This window comes from Streptomyces sp. NPDC001933 (genome assembly GCF_042890955.1).
Classification (GTDB): domain Bacteria; phylum Actinomycetota; class Actinomycetes; order Streptomycetales; family Streptomycetaceae; genus Streptomyces.
This window is the reverse complement of the sequence record NZ_JBIASS010000002.1, coordinates 161,616-174,076: the sequence shown is the minus strand read 5'-3', so window position 1 is coordinate 174,076 and position 12,461 is coordinate 161,616. Positions and strand designations below refer to the sequence as shown.

At 71.7% G+C, this 12,461-nt stretch carries 11 protein-coding genes; 3 read left to right on the top strand and 8 right to left on the bottom strand.

Annotated features, from left to right (window positions below; genetic code table 11):
• Positions 1–145 precede the first annotated feature (145 nt).
• The 3 genes from ACFYY7_RS05690 (at position 146) to ACFYY7_RS05680 (ending at position 1,914) form a co-directional block, all read left to right on the top strand.
• Positions 146–679, top strand: coding sequence for a DinB family protein (locus ACFYY7_RS05690; protein WP_388657469.1), 534 nt, complete (start codon positions 146–148; stop codon positions 677–679).
• A gap of 118 nt (positions 680–797) precedes the next feature.
• Complete coding sequence (locus ACFYY7_RS05685) at positions 798–1,376, top strand: dihydrofolate reductase family protein (RefSeq protein WP_388657467.1); 579 nt, start codon at positions 798–800, stop codon at positions 1,374–1,376.
• 106 nt (positions 1,377–1,482) lie between these two features.
• Positions 1,483–1,914 carry a nuclear transport factor 2 family protein gene (locus ACFYY7_RS05680; RefSeq protein ID WP_388657464.1) on the top strand — a complete coding sequence of 144 codons (432 nt, stop codon included), beginning with the start codon at positions 1,483–1,485 and terminating at the stop codon, positions 1,912–1,914.
• A 63-nt stretch (positions 1,915–1,977) separates the two neighbouring features.
• On the opposite strand, the gene ACFYY7_RS05675 is transcribed toward ACFYY7_RS05680, so the two are convergent.
• From ACFYY7_RS05675 to ACFYY7_RS05640, 8 genes are all read right to left on the bottom strand, one after another.
• Entirely contained in the window at positions 1,978–3,117 is a 1,140-nt protein-coding gene (locus tag ACFYY7_RS05675; RefSeq protein ID WP_388657462.1) for a zinc-binding dehydrogenase, read from the bottom strand.
• On the bottom strand, positions 3,114–3,416 hold the full coding sequence (locus tag ACFYY7_RS05670; protein WP_388657459.1) for a putative quinol monooxygenase: 303 nt from the start codon (positions 3,414–3,416) through the stop codon (positions 3,114–3,116). Before ACFYY7_RS05670 ends, ACFYY7_RS05675 begins: the two co-directional genes overlap by 4 nt.
• A gap of 5 nt (positions 3,417–3,421) precedes the next feature.
• A complete protein-coding gene (locus ACFYY7_RS05665; protein ID WP_388657457.1) occupies positions 3,422–4,081 on the bottom strand; it encodes a glycerol-3-phosphate responsive antiterminator in 660 nt (219 codons plus the stop codon).
• A 96-nt stretch (positions 4,082–4,177) separates the two neighbouring features.
• Positions 4,178–5,731 carry an FAD-binding oxidoreductase gene (locus tag ACFYY7_RS05660; RefSeq protein WP_388657454.1) on the bottom strand — a complete coding sequence of 518 codons (1,554 nt, stop codon included), beginning with the start codon at positions 5,729–5,731 and terminating at the stop codon, positions 4,178–4,180.
• Positions 5,728–7,401, bottom strand: a complete 1,674-nt coding sequence (locus ACFYY7_RS05655; RefSeq protein WP_376320524.1) for an FAD-dependent oxidoreductase — start codon at positions 7,399–7,401, stop codon at positions 5,728–5,730. Before ACFYY7_RS05655 ends, ACFYY7_RS05660 begins: the two co-directional genes overlap by 4 nt.
• A gap of 74 nt (positions 7,402–7,475) precedes the next feature.
• Positions 7,476–9,047 carry an FGGY family carbohydrate kinase gene (locus tag ACFYY7_RS05650; RefSeq protein ID WP_351252748.1) on the bottom strand — a complete coding sequence of 524 codons (1,572 nt, stop codon included), beginning with the start codon at positions 9,045–9,047 and terminating at the stop codon, positions 7,476–7,478.
• A 94-nt stretch (positions 9,048–9,141) separates the two neighbouring features.
• Positions 9,142–10,596 (bottom strand): MFS transporter, encoded by a 1,455-nt coding sequence (locus ACFYY7_RS05645; protein WP_388657450.1) that lies wholly within the window; start codon positions 10,594–10,596, stop codon positions 9,142–9,144.
• 275 nt (positions 10,597–10,871) lie between these two features.
• The gene (locus tag ACFYY7_RS05640; protein ID WP_388657447.1) at positions 10,872–12,425 is read right to left on the bottom strand and encodes a peptidoglycan-binding protein; all 1,554 of its coding nucleotides are present in this window, start codon (positions 12,423–12,425) and stop codon (positions 10,872–10,874) included.
• Between the last annotated feature and the right edge of the window lie 36 nt (positions 12,426–12,461).

Sequence of the window (12,461 nt, the reverse complement as noted above, 5' to 3'; positions counted from 1 at the left end):
GAGGAACATGTCGGCCAAGGTACCAGGGCGTCAGGCCCGGATGGAGGGGGAGTTGGGCAGAGCACCGGCCGGTGTGCATTGTGAGGCGTGACATCGCCGATATGCGCTGTGAAGTGTGACATCGCCTCGGGTAGCTTCGACGCCCATGTCGCCCGCTCCGTACCTCTCCTCGTATCCCTCCCGCAAGCGCCCCGCCCACGAAGCGGACGAGCGGACCCAGCTCGTCGGCTGGCTCGACACGCAACGCGCGACCGCCCGCTGGAAGTGCGAGGAACTCTCGGAGGCGGACGCGCATCGCCCCGTCCTGCCGTCCTCGCCGCTCATGACGATGGCGGGTGTCATGTCACACCTTCGCTGGGCCGAGCACCTCTGGTTCGAGGTCGTCCTGCTGGGACGCCCGGCCGTGGGGCCGATGTTCGACGAACCCGAGGACGCCGACATGAGGGTCGAGGGCGTTCCGCTCGCGGAGCTCCTGGACGACTACGACCGGCAGGTCGCGGTGTCGAACGAGATCTTCGCGGCACAGTCGCTCGACGATGTGGGACGGCACCCGGACTTCGATGCGTCAGGGGCGAGCCTGCGCTGGATCATGTTCCACATGATCGAGGAGACCGCCCGGCACGCGGGGCACCTGGACGCCATCAGGGAGCTCCTGGACGGCAGGACGGGCCACTACTGACCTTGCCCGCCCCCGTCCGCGATGCGTGTCACTCGTTGCCAGGTGTGCGACCGGGGCGTCAACTGTTCTGGCGCCGGGCAACCGCGCGGCGCGACGTCTGCGGCGGAAGAGGATTGCGATGAGGAAGATCGTCCTGATGGCCTCGGTGTCCCTCGACGGCTTCATGGAGGGGCCGGACCGCGAGATCGACTGGCACGTGGTCGACGACGAACTGCACCGTCACTTCAACGAGCTGCTCAGGGGCATGGGCGCCTTCCTCGAAGGCCGGGTGACCTATCAGCTCATGGAGGATTTCTGGCCGACCGCCGACTCCGACCCCTCCGCCACCGAGACCGAGGCGGAGTTCGCCGGTATCTGGCGGGAGACGCCCAAGATCGTGTTCTCCCGGACCCTGGAACACGCCGGCCGGAACGCCACGATCAGGCGGGAGGTCGACGCGGAGGAGATCAGGGCGCTGAAAGCGCAGCCCGGCGGGGACCTGTGCCTCGCGGGCGCCGATCTCGCCGCGACCTTCATGCGGCTCGACCTGGTCGACGAGTACCGGGTCTACGTCCATCCGGTCCTCATCGGCCGGGGCAAGCCCCTGTTTCCCGCCTCGGCGGGCCGGACCGGCCTCCGGCTGGCCGAGACCAGGGAGTTCGGCAACGGGGTCGTGCTGCTTCGTCACGAGCGCCGCGCGGTTGCTCCAGCGGAATGAACTCGCCGGGCCGTGGCGGTGTGTGAGCGGTGCTGTGCCGGGTCGCCGGGGGAGCTCCCCGTATAACTGCCGCACCGTCGCGAGAGATCTCACGAAAGGACCGGCGATGACGCTCAGTGTCGAGGACCGTCTGGACATCTCCGAACTGCTCGCCCTGCACGGGCACTTGGTCGACAACGACGAACTGGACCGGCTGGACGAGCTGTTCACCGACGACATCGTCTACGAGACCTCGAACCTCGGGCACGGGGAGGTTCACGGCCTGGCCGCCTTCCGGGACATGGCGCGGGCGCGGGCGGGCAAGCCGGGCGCGCCCGTCGGCCACCACGTCACCAACATCGTCCTCACCGAGGCCGGGGACGGCCGGGTCCATGCCCGGTCCAAGGGGATCGGTGCCGGACCGGACGGCGAGTGCGGAAGCGTGACCTATGAGGATGTGATCGTGCGCGGAGAGCGGGGATGGCGCATCAGCCGGCGCAAGATCTTCCTGCACTTCACGCCCGCGGCCGCGCCGGAGAGCGAGGAGTCCGACAGGTGAGGGCCGACGGCGTCCCCGGACAGCCGGGGGCGCCGTCGACCAGGACACGGATCAGGCCGGTTGTCAGGCGTCCAGCATCCCCGAGGTGTCGATGACCTGGCGGATGGCCCGGCCGGAAGCCAGCTCCTCCAGCGCCGCGTTGATGTCGGTCAGCGGCAGCGTGCCCGTGTGCATCAGCTCCACCGGCATCAGGCCCGCCCGCCACAGGTCCAGGAACCTCGGGATGTCGCGGCGCGGCACCGCGTCGCCCATGTACGAGCCCAGCAACGACTTGCCCTCGCCCGCGAACGCCAGCGCCGGGACCTCCAGCACCCGGTCCGGCGCGGGCAGGCCCACCGAGACCACCTTGCCGCCCCGGGCCACGGCGCTCAGGCACTCGGCCATGACCTTGGGGCTGCCCACCGCCTCCACCACCGCCTCGGCTCCGCCGGAGGTGAGTTCGCGGATCTGCCGCAACGCGTCGTCGGGGGCGTACGCATGCGTCGCACCCAGCCGGAGCGCCAGTTCGCGCTTCTCCTGGACCGGGTCGACCGCGATGATCGGGTACGCCCCTGCCGCGCGGGCTCCGAGCACCGCGGAGAGGCCCACCCCGCCCAGGCCGTAGACCACTGTCGACTGCCCCGGACGCAGGGCCGCCGTGTTGATGACCGCGCCCGCGCCCGTCAGGACCGCGCAGCCGAACATCGACGCGACCGTGAACGGGATGTCCTTGGGGATCGGGACCACCGACTCCTGGGCCAGCACCGCGTGTTCGGAGAACGCCGAGACGCCCAGCTGGTGGTGGACCGGGTTGCCGGCGGCGTCGGTCAGCAGCGACGGGCCGTGCAGCAGCGCACCCGAACCGTTGGCCGCCGCGGCCTGTGCGCACAGGGCCGGGCGGCCCGCCGCGCAGTCGCCGCAGAAGCCGCAGCTCGGCACGAAGACCAGCGCCACATGGTCGCCGGGGGAGACCCGGCCGACGCCCGGTCCGGTCTCCTGGACGACGCCCACCGCCTCGTGGCCCAGCGCCATCGGCAGCGGGCGGACCCGGTCGCCGTTGACCACCGAGAGGTCCGAGTGGCAGAGCGAGGCGGCGGCGATCCGTACCAGCACCTCGCCCTCACGCGGGGCGCCGAGCTCCAGCTCCTCCACCTCGACCGGGCGCGTCCCGGAGTACGGGCGGGCCGTCGATGTCCCGCGCAGCACCACCGCACGGGTCTTCACGCCGCCACCTCCGGACGCCGGGCGCAGCGCAGCACGTCGCGGCTCTCCAGCAGCGGGACGACCTTGCCGAGCACGATCTCCTGGAAGTGCGGGGTGGCGCAGTGCTCGGTGAAGTCGGCCTCGGAGGCGTACTCCTCGTACAGCACGATCGCCCGCGGGTCCTCGGTGCCCTGGTGGACCCGGTAGGCGAGGTTGCCGGGCTCCTCGCGGGAGGCGGCGGCCATCGCGTCGAGCAGGGGGAGGACGGTGTCCTCCTCGCCGGCCCTGGTGCGGTAGCGGGCTACGACGACGTATGTCATGGGGGTTACTCCTGGGGTGGGGCGGGCCTCTTCAGGGCGCCGGGCGGGACCGGCGGCAGCTGGTCGCGGCGCAGGTGCCAGAGGCGGGGGTCGGACGTGGCGGCCGCGGCCGAGCCGAGGGCCAGCGCGAGTGCCACGTCCGCGGGGGTCTCCACGAAGCCCGCGGCCACCGACGGGGACATCGCGCGCTGTGCCTGCGCGCTCATCCGGGCGATGATCGGGGCGGGCATGATCTCGACCAGGTCCGGCGCCCCGCGCGAGATCGCGTCCGTGGAGCGGCGCAGATTGGACCGGTCGGTGACGAACACCTTCATCATCGTCAGCAGGCCGAGCGGGCGGCCCTTCTCTATCAGGGAGAGCCGGGTGCTGACCACGCCGTGTGCGCCCATGTTCTTGATGAACTCCAGCGCGCCCCGGTCCTGAGCCAGACCGGGGCTGCTGTCCACGTTCACGAACACGGTCTTCCCCGCCCGGCCCAGCGCCGGTACGACCTGGGGGAGCATCCCCACCGCGAACGACGCGAGGATGCACACCTTCGCCGGTGCGGTCAGGAACTCGCGCAGCGGCTGGGTGCCGACCACCGACGCGACGACCGGCACCTCGGCGAACGCCGCGGTGAGCCGGGGGTCGAGTGCGGCACCGGACCGGGAGGGGGAAGGGGTCATGGCAAGGGCCTGCCTGGGGAGGGAGGGGTTCGTGGTTGCTGCCGGCCCGGGTCCTCTCGTCCGGATCGTGCCTGATCCGGACGAGAGGCCCTGGCGTCAGTTCAGCGGAGACGTACCGAATCGGCTGGGAAGGCCCAGTTTGCCAGGGTTGAGAATGCCGGCCGGGTCCAGGGCCTTCTTCACCGCGACGAAGGTCGCGAAGCCCGCCCCGAGGGATTCCTCCAGGTAGGGGCCGCGCAGCAGACCGCAGCCGTGGTGGTGGCTGAGCGCGGCCGCGTGCTCGATCAGTACGGCGTTGGCGGCGTCCCACACCGAGCGGTACCAGTCGCGGCGCGACTCGGGAGCCACGTCGCCGCGCAGCGAGAAGTACACGCAGGCGCCGTCGGTGTACGCGTGGGACTGGTGGGCCGAGGCGGCCAGGGTGCCGGGCACCGACTGGATCGCGGCGACCACCTCGTCGTAGATCACCGGGAGGTCGGTCCAGGACGCGGCCATCTCCAGGGTGTCGGCGACGAAGCCCGGGCCGGGCTTGAAGCCGTCGGCGGACTTGCCGACCAGCATCCGCTCGTCCAGCCAGCGCTCGAAGACCGCCTTGCTGTCCAGCTCGGGGCCGTACGCCTCGCAGACCTCCTTCGCCACTTCGATCGAGGCGTCGACGATGGCCGGGTCGCCCTCGTCGGCGACGAGCAGGAGGTTGGTCTCCGGGTGGCCGAAGTGGGTGCCCGACTCCAGGGTGTCGTACAGCCGCAGGACGGCCGGGGTCGCACCGCGCTGCATGATCTTGCGGCAGGCGTCCAGGCCCTCGGCGAAGGTCTTGAAGCCGTACGCGACGGCGTTCGCGTACTCCGGCAGCGGGTGGACCCGCAGCCGGGCCGAGACGATGACGCCGAGGGTGCCCTCGGAGCCGACGAACAGCTGGCGCAGGTCGGGGCCGACCGCGGCGCGCGCGTAGTCGCCGTACGTGGCCCGCGTACCGTCGGCGTGCACGACGTCCACGCCGACGACCATGTCCTCGATCTTGCCGTAGCGGGTGGAGAGCTGGCCGGCGCCGCGGCAGGCGATCCAGCCGCCGACGGTGGAGACGGCGAACGCGGACGGCCAGTGGCCGGTGGTGACTCCGTACTCCTCCTGGAGCTGCTTCTCGAAGAGGTCGCCGAACATGCCGGCCTGGACGTCCACGATGTTGGACTCGGCGTCGAAGCCGGTGATCCGGTTCAGCCCGCAGACGTCCAGGACGACGCCGCCGAAGACCGGCAGCGCCGCGCCGGTGACGTTGGAGCGCCCGGCGGACGGGGTGACCGGGATGCCCGCCTCGTGGCAGATCCGCAGCACGGCCGCGACCTGGTCGGCGTCGGCCGCCTCGACGATCACGGCGTCCGGCGTCGCGGGGCGGCCCTCGGTCTCGCCGATCATCGAGCCGGCCCACCAGTCGCGGGTCCGGGTGACGACCTCCTCGCGGGCGGTGTGCACCGCGTGCGCGGCCTCGCGCAGCGCCTCGATCACGGTCTCGGGGACCTCGACCGGGTCCACCTGGAGGGCGGCCTCGCCGTCCCCGATCGCGGTGTTCTGCGCCCACTTGGCGAAGCTGGGGGCACCGATCGTGTAGTTGCCCCGGTTGAACGGGTGGGTGATGGTCTGACGGCTGATCATGCTGCTGCCCCTTCGAGGAGTACGGACTTTTCGTGACGGACGGCTGCGAGGTACTCGGAGACCGAACGCTCCACCTCGGCCTCCGAGAGGTTCAGTTCCCGGCCGAGGATCGCGCCCACGGCCCCGGCGGCCTCGGCGGACGCGTCCCGGGCGAACAGCCGGGCGCGCATCCGGCGGGAGAGCACGTCGTCGACCGAGCGGGCCAGTTCGGCGCGGGCCGCGTAGACGACCTCGGCCCTGGTGTACGGGAGTCCCGCGACGATCGGCTCGGCCAGCGACGGGTCGTCCTGGATCAGGTCGCCGACGAAGCGGGCCTCGGTGCCGAAGCGCTCGCCGAGGTGCGCGGCGATGCCGCCGGAGGCCGCGACGGCCTCGGCGTCGTAACCGGCGCCGCCGAGCAGCGGGAGGTCGGTGGTGCGGCTCCTGCCCTTGCGGCCGAGGACGGTCATCACCTTGTCGATGACGAGTTCGCCCATGTGCCGGCTGGTGGTGAGCTTGCCGCCGGTCACCGTCACCATGCCGGTGCGGCCGACGGTGATGTGGTGGTCGCGGCGCATGTCGAGGGTCGCGCCCTCCTTGCCGCCGACCAGCGGGCGCAGACCGCCGATGGAGCCGACCACGTCGTCCGGGGTGAGCTTCCCCTCGAAGGCGGTGTTGGCGCCCTCCAGCAGGAAGTCCATCTCCTCGCGGGTGCAGTGCACGTCGTCGGGGGAGCCCTGGTAGTCCTCGTCGGTGGTGCCGAGGACGACGCTGTTGCCCCAGCGGGTGCAGGTCGCGCGGCGGGCCCGGCCGGGGATCGGCACGGTGACCGTGCAGTTGATCCGCACCTTGTCCCACGGCACCACGATGTGGACGCCCTTGGCGGGCCTGACCTGCGGCTTGTGGCCGTCGTCCGCCTTCGCGTCGAGCTCGTCGGTCCATACGCCGGTGGCGTTGACGACGGCCCGCGCCCGGATGTCGAAGGTGTCGCCGTCCGCCGAGACCCGGGCGCCGGACACCTTGCCCGCCTGCATCAGCAGGCCCTCGGCCCTGGCCCCGTTGAGGATCGTCGCACCGAGCGCGGCGGCGGTCCGCACGATGGTGAGGACGAGGCGGGCGTCGTCGGTACGGGCGTCGAAGTACATCAGCCCGCCCTTGAGGTTCTCCGCGCGCAGCGTCGGGGCCTGCGCGAGGACCTCGGGAACGGTGAGCCGCTGGTGCAGCTTGCCGATCCGCCAGCCGCCCACCAGGTCGTACGTCCACAGCAGGCCCTCGAAGCCCTTGGCGAGGCGGGCGTCGAAGATGCCCTCCTTCTCCAGGATCGGGAAGAGGAACGGCAGCCGGTGCACCAGGTGCGGGGCGTTCTTGCGGAAGCGGTGCCGCTCCAGGAGCGAGTGGCGGACCAGGTTGACGTTGCCCTGCTCGATATAGCGCAGGCCGCCGTGCACCATCTTCGAGGACTTCGACGACGTACCGGAGGCGAAGTCGTCCTTCTCGACCAGCGCCGCGCGCAGCCCTCGCGAGGCCGCGTCGAGCACGGCGTACGCCCCGGTGATGCCGCCGCCGATGACAAGTACGTCGTACGTGTCGTCGGCCAGCCGGCGCTTGAGGGCCGCCCGGTCGAGCAGCAGGGGCGTTCGGCGGGTCGCCGCGGCGCTGCGCCGCGGCTTCCGGGCGGGCATGGTGATCACAACATCAACTCCTGGTGTTTCGGTGCGGCGGCCGCGTGGTCGGTACCGGCCGCCGGGTGACGGTCGGGGGGCCGTCAGTGGGGGGTGTGAGGTTCGGGGTCCCGCAGCGGGAGCAGGGCGGGGTCGTTCAGGTGGGCGATGAGCACGTCGCGCCAGGCGGAGCGTTGCGCGGTGCGTTCGGCCGCCGTGATCGAGGGCTCGAAGATCCGGCCGAGCGGCTGTGCCTCGACGACCTCTTCGAGCGAGGACCACAGGCCCTGCGCGACACCGGCGAGATACGCGGTGCCCCGCAGGCTGGCGGTGGCTGAGTCGGAGACCCGCTCCAGCGGCAGGCCGGTCAGGTCGGCCTGGATCCGCATCAGCGGGTCGCTGCCGGATACCCCGCCGCCGACCCGGAGCCGGGTGAACGGGGTGCCCATGGTGTCGGCGACCCCGTCGATCAGGTCGCACACCGAGTGCGCGATCCCGTCGAGCACGGCGCGGGCCAGGTCGGCGCGGGTGGTGGCGAGGGTGAGCCCGGTGAGGGAGGCGGTGGCCTCCGGGTGCCAGACCGGCGTACGGACCCCGGCGAGCGCCGGGACGAAACGCGGGGTGCGGCCCGGCCGGGTGGGGACCCGGCCCGCCTCCTCACCGAGCTCCTTCGGCGATGCGAACAGCCCCAGGTCGTCGCAGAGCCAGCGCAGTGCCGAACCCGCCGTGGAGGTGTACGCCTCCAGGCTGTAGTGGCTGATGTCGCCCTGCCGCCGGCCGGGCTGGGCGAGCACCCCGGAGATGTCCGGCCGGGGCAGGGCGGGCGTGGTGCCGGTCGCCGCGTCGACGAAGGCGCCGGTCCCGTAGACGCACATGCCCTGCCCGGCGGCGAGGCCGCCGAGCGCGACGAGTGCGGCGTGCTGGTCGCCCATGGAGGCGGCCAGCGGGACGGCGATCCCGAGGGCGGCCGGGTCGGTCGTGCCGAATCCGGCGTCGTCGGAGCGGAGTTCCGGGAGCAGGTCGAGGGGGAAGCCGAGGTGGCCGATCCACTCCTCGTCCCAGGCGTGCCGCTCCAGCAGATAGCCACCGGTGGAGGCGGCGTTCGTCGGCGTCGTGGCGTGCACGGCGCCGCCGGTGAGCCGCCAGATCAGCCAGGTGTCGACGGTGCCGAAGAGCAGCCGGCCCTCACGGTGCGCGGCGGCCACCTCCGGGTGCGCGGCGATCTGCCGGGCGGCCCAGAGGAACGGTGCGCGGGCACCGACCGGCCGGCCCTGTCGGGCCAGCAGGGCGGCGTCCCACTCCGCCTCGTACGCGGTCAGCTCGGCCGCGTGCCGCCGGTCCTGCCACACCACCGCGGGCAGCAGCGGCCGTCCGGTCACCCGGTCCCACAGCATCGCGGTCGCCCGCTGGGTGGACAGGGCCACCGCGGTGATCTCGATGCCCTCCTCGCGGGCCCGGCCGACGGCCCGGCGCGCCACCTCGACGGTGGCGGTCCAGATCTCCATCGGGTCCTGCTCGACCGAGAGGTCGTCCGGATGGCTGACCTTGATCGACCGGTAGAACACCTCGTGGGCGGCGCCGGAGTCGAGGACGACTCCGGCCCGGGTGCCCGTGGTGCCCTCGTCGATGGACAGCACACCGCGCCGTGCGGCGGCGCCGGGGAGCGTCTGCGTCATTGCAGCCCTTTCATTACGAGCATCGCGAGCGAGCTGTGCGGAGGGAGTGGGAGGGGAGGTGACCATCGTGTGGTGCGACGGGCCCGGCGGCCGGTCAGCGCGCGGTCACGGACTCCGCGGATTCCGGCGCACCCGACCGGGCGGCAACGGCGGTCCGGTCCTGTCCGGCTGCCTCGTCGGGGGAGGCGGCCTTCGTCGGGTCCCACTTGATCGCCAGGCAGGTGATCAGGCCGAGCAGCGGTACGACGGAGAGCACCAGGAAGGTGTCGGCGAGCCCCAGGGAGTCCTTGATCTGCGGGAACACGTACAGCCCGACGACACTGCCGAAGCTGCCGACCATCCCGGTGACACCGGTGCCCAGCGCCCGGACGTCACTGCTGTACGAGAGCGCGGCGATGGACTTTCCGTTGGCACCCGGACCCGCGGAGTGGCAGAGGATGAACAGCACCGGCAGCAGGAACGCCACGGCCGTGGGCACCTTCTCGAAGGTCAGCCCCATCGCGAGCAGCGCCACGAACACCCCGGCGAAACCGGCGGCGGAGCTGAGCCGCAGCCCGAGCCGGCGGCCGAAGTACGCGGAGAGGAGCCCGCCCGCGATACCGAAGGCGTTGAAGACCATCGAGCCGATCGTCGCCTTCTCGAAGCTCTCGCCGAAGATCGTGAGGCTGATCAGCGGGAGGTACCAGCCGACCGCGAAGTACTGCATCGACTGCCCGAGCGAGATGACCGAGGACAGCACCGTGCGCGGCAGGTACTCGCCCCTGAAGAGCAGCCCGGCCTGCCGGAAGCCGATGGCGGGCGCCTCGGTGGCGGCGCGGGTCGCCTCGTCCGGCTTCCCGGCGACGGCCTCGATGCCGTAGATCCGGTCCAGGTTGACGACGGCCTCGTCCAGCCGGCCCTTGCTCGCCAGCCAGGTGGGGCTCTCCCGCAGCATCAGCCACTGGCCCAGCAGCAGCACGGCGGCGACGACCGCGGCCGAGCCGACCGACCAGCGCCAGATGTCCGCGCCGACGTCCAGGTTGAAGAAGACCAGGGCGAGCACGAGATTGCTGGTGGTGGCGACGTACCAGACGGCCTGCCACAGGTTCAGCCGGCCGCCCAGCTTCGCGGGGGTGTACTCGGCCAGCAGCGCCATGGCGACGGCGAAGTCGATGCCGTAAGCGACACCCACCAGGACCCGGCCGAGCCAGACGACGGTGAAGTCACCGGCGAAGGCGGCCAGCAGGGCGCCCGCGATGGCGAACACCTTGGCGATGAGCAGCGGGGGAACGCGGCCGATCCGGGTGGCGAGCCAGCCGCCGACCGGGTTGAAGATGATCGCCAGGGCCGGAGCGGTGGCCGTGAGGATCGAGACCTGCGTGCTGGTGAGCTCCATCTGGGTCGTCATCGGCCCCAGGCCGGCGCTCAGCGCGGCATTCGAATAGGCGTCGAGAAACAGCCCGCCGAACACGAGAAACCAGATGACCTGCGCCCGGCCGGTGATCTTTCCCAGCCCATCGATGAGCGCAACGACGTCGCCGACGCCTTTGACGCTCGGACGTTGTGCCATGAATCCGCCTTCGAGGAAGACCCATCGGCGGCACGGGGAGCACAAAAAAACAGGCATGACGAAACCACCGACAGGTGGTCTATGTCTGTGCCTGTCAAAACACTGCGGAAAGCGCCGCAGCACGTGAACTGCAAGGAATGCGAACTACGCAGTGAGGTTAAGAACGCGCCAGGAGAAACGTCAAGGGTTTCCGGCAGGTTACTTGAACGTGACATGGATTCCGCGAGCGGGCGGGGCGGTCCGCACCCGCCACGCCCGCCCGCGCGGAAAGCCCGTCAGCGGCCCGTCTGCAGCGCCGCCCAGGTGCCCGGCCCCACGATGCCGTCGGCCGTCAGCCCCCGGCTCGTCTGGTAGTTGCGCACCGCCGTCACCGTCGCCGGGCCGAAGCTGCCGTCGATGCCGACCGTCGTGCCGAGCGCCGCGGTCAGCGAGCGCTGGAGCCGCTTCACACCGTCGCCCGAGGCGCCCTGCTGGAGGCTCGGGGTCGTCCCGGCCGACAGCAGCGCGGTCCAGGTCCTGGGCCCGACCACACCGTCGGCGCTCAGCCCGCGCGCCGCCTGGTACGCCGCCACCGCGGTCTTCGTCGCCGGGCCGAAGTTTCCGTCCACGGAACCCGCGGGGTAGCCCTGGTCGTTCAGCAGCTGCTGGACCGCCTTGACCTGAGCGCCCGTCGAGCCGTTCTGCTGGGTCGCGTACGAGGTGAAGCTCAGCCCGTCGCCGCTGTTGCCGCCGCCGGAGCTCCCGCCGACCAGCTGCATGTAGCGGTTCCAGTCCCAGTAGGGCCCCGGGTCGGTGTGGTCGTTGCCCGGTGCCTCGCTGTGCCCGATGACGTGCGCCCGGTCCTTCGGGATCCCGTAGCGGTCGCACAGCGACTTGGTCAGCGCCGCCGAGGAGCGGTACATCGTGTCGGTGAACCAGGACGGGTCGTCGATGAACCCCTCGTGCTCGATGCCGAGCGCCGAGGCGTTGGCGCTCTTCGCGTGGTACGCGGTGTCCTTGTCGCGCACCATCTGGGTGATCTCGCCGTCCGAGGAGCGCACCACGTAGTGGGCGCTCACCTCCGCGGTCGGGTTCTGGAACCAGCTGATCGAGCCCGCGTACGAGCCCTGCGTGACATGGACGACCACCTTGTCGATCTTGGCCGAGCGGCCGGGGGCGAAGTTGTTCGGATTGGCGGCGACCCACTTCGCGGAGGGGTAGTCGGGGCTCTGCGTGCGTACGTCGGTATCGGCGAGCGCACCCTTCTGCGGGGCGACCGGACGGCTCGTCACCGAGATCCGCTCACCGCCGGGGACGACCGTGTGCAGCCCGGAGGCCAGGAAGGTGTAGACGGTGTCGGCGTAGAGGGCGGCGGCGGCCCCCTGCGCACCGCCGTACCGGGCGACGGCCGGGTACCAGGCGTCGATGTCGTCGCGGTCCCGGGCGTCGAGGCCGAGCTTGTCCGCGTAGGCGCGCAGCACCGCCGCGCCGCCCAGGATGTTGGCCCCGGTGTCGGTGCGCAGTTCGGCGAGCGGCTTGCCGGTGAGGGCCGCCGCCCGCTCCAGTGTCCGGTTCGTGGGGTTGCTCACCAGGTGCATCACGCCGTAGCCGCCTGCCTGGCTGGGGCGCCCGGAGTGGCCGTCGAGCCGGGTCTCGCCGTAGCCGACGGCGGCGAGCAGATCGCGCGGCACGTCGAACTCCGCGGCGGCCCGGGTGAACGCCCGGTCCATCGGATGGCTGTCGTCCGGAGCGGCGAAGGCCGGCGTGCCGGTCACGGTCAGGACGGTGGCGGTGAGGGCCGCCAGGACGGATGCGCGGCCCTTTGTGTGGGCGGCGGCGCGGCTGGGCATACCTGCTCCTGCTCGGTGGGGGGAAGAGCGAAAAGG

Coding starts and splice junctions, on each gene's coding strand:
- ACFYY7_RS05680 (WP_388657464.1), top strand. CDS start 1,483: ATGACGCTCAGTGTCGAGGACCGTCTGGACATCTCCGAACTGCTCGCC.
- ACFYY7_RS05670 (WP_388657459.1), bottom strand. CDS start 3,416: ATGACATACGTCGTCGTAGCCCGCTACCGCACCAGGGCCGGCGAGGAG.
- ACFYY7_RS05645 (WP_388657450.1), bottom strand. CDS start 10,596: ATGGCACAACGTCCGAGCGTCAAAGGCGTCGGCGACGTCGTTGCGCTC.
- ACFYY7_RS05650 (WP_351252748.1), bottom strand. CDS start 9,047: ATGACGCAGACGCTCCCCGGCGCCGCCGCACGGCGCGGTGTGCTGTCC.
- ACFYY7_RS05660 (WP_388657454.1), bottom strand. CDS start 5,731: ATGATCAGCCGTCAGACCATCACCCACCCGTTCAACCGGGGCAACTAC.
- ACFYY7_RS05640 (WP_388657447.1), bottom strand. CDS start 12,425: ATGCCCAGCCGCGCCGCCGCCCACACAAAGGGCCGCGCATCCGTCCTG.
- ACFYY7_RS05690 (WP_388657469.1), top strand. CDS start 146: ATGTCGCCCGCTCCGTACCTCTCCTCGTATCCCTCCCGCAAGCGCCCC.
- ACFYY7_RS05665 (WP_388657457.1), bottom strand. CDS start 4,081: ATGACCCCTTCCCCCTCCCGGTCCGGTGCCGCACTCGACCCCCGGCTC.
- ACFYY7_RS05685 (WP_388657467.1), top strand. CDS start 798: ATGAGGAAGATCGTCCTGATGGCCTCGGTGTCCCTCGACGGCTTCATG.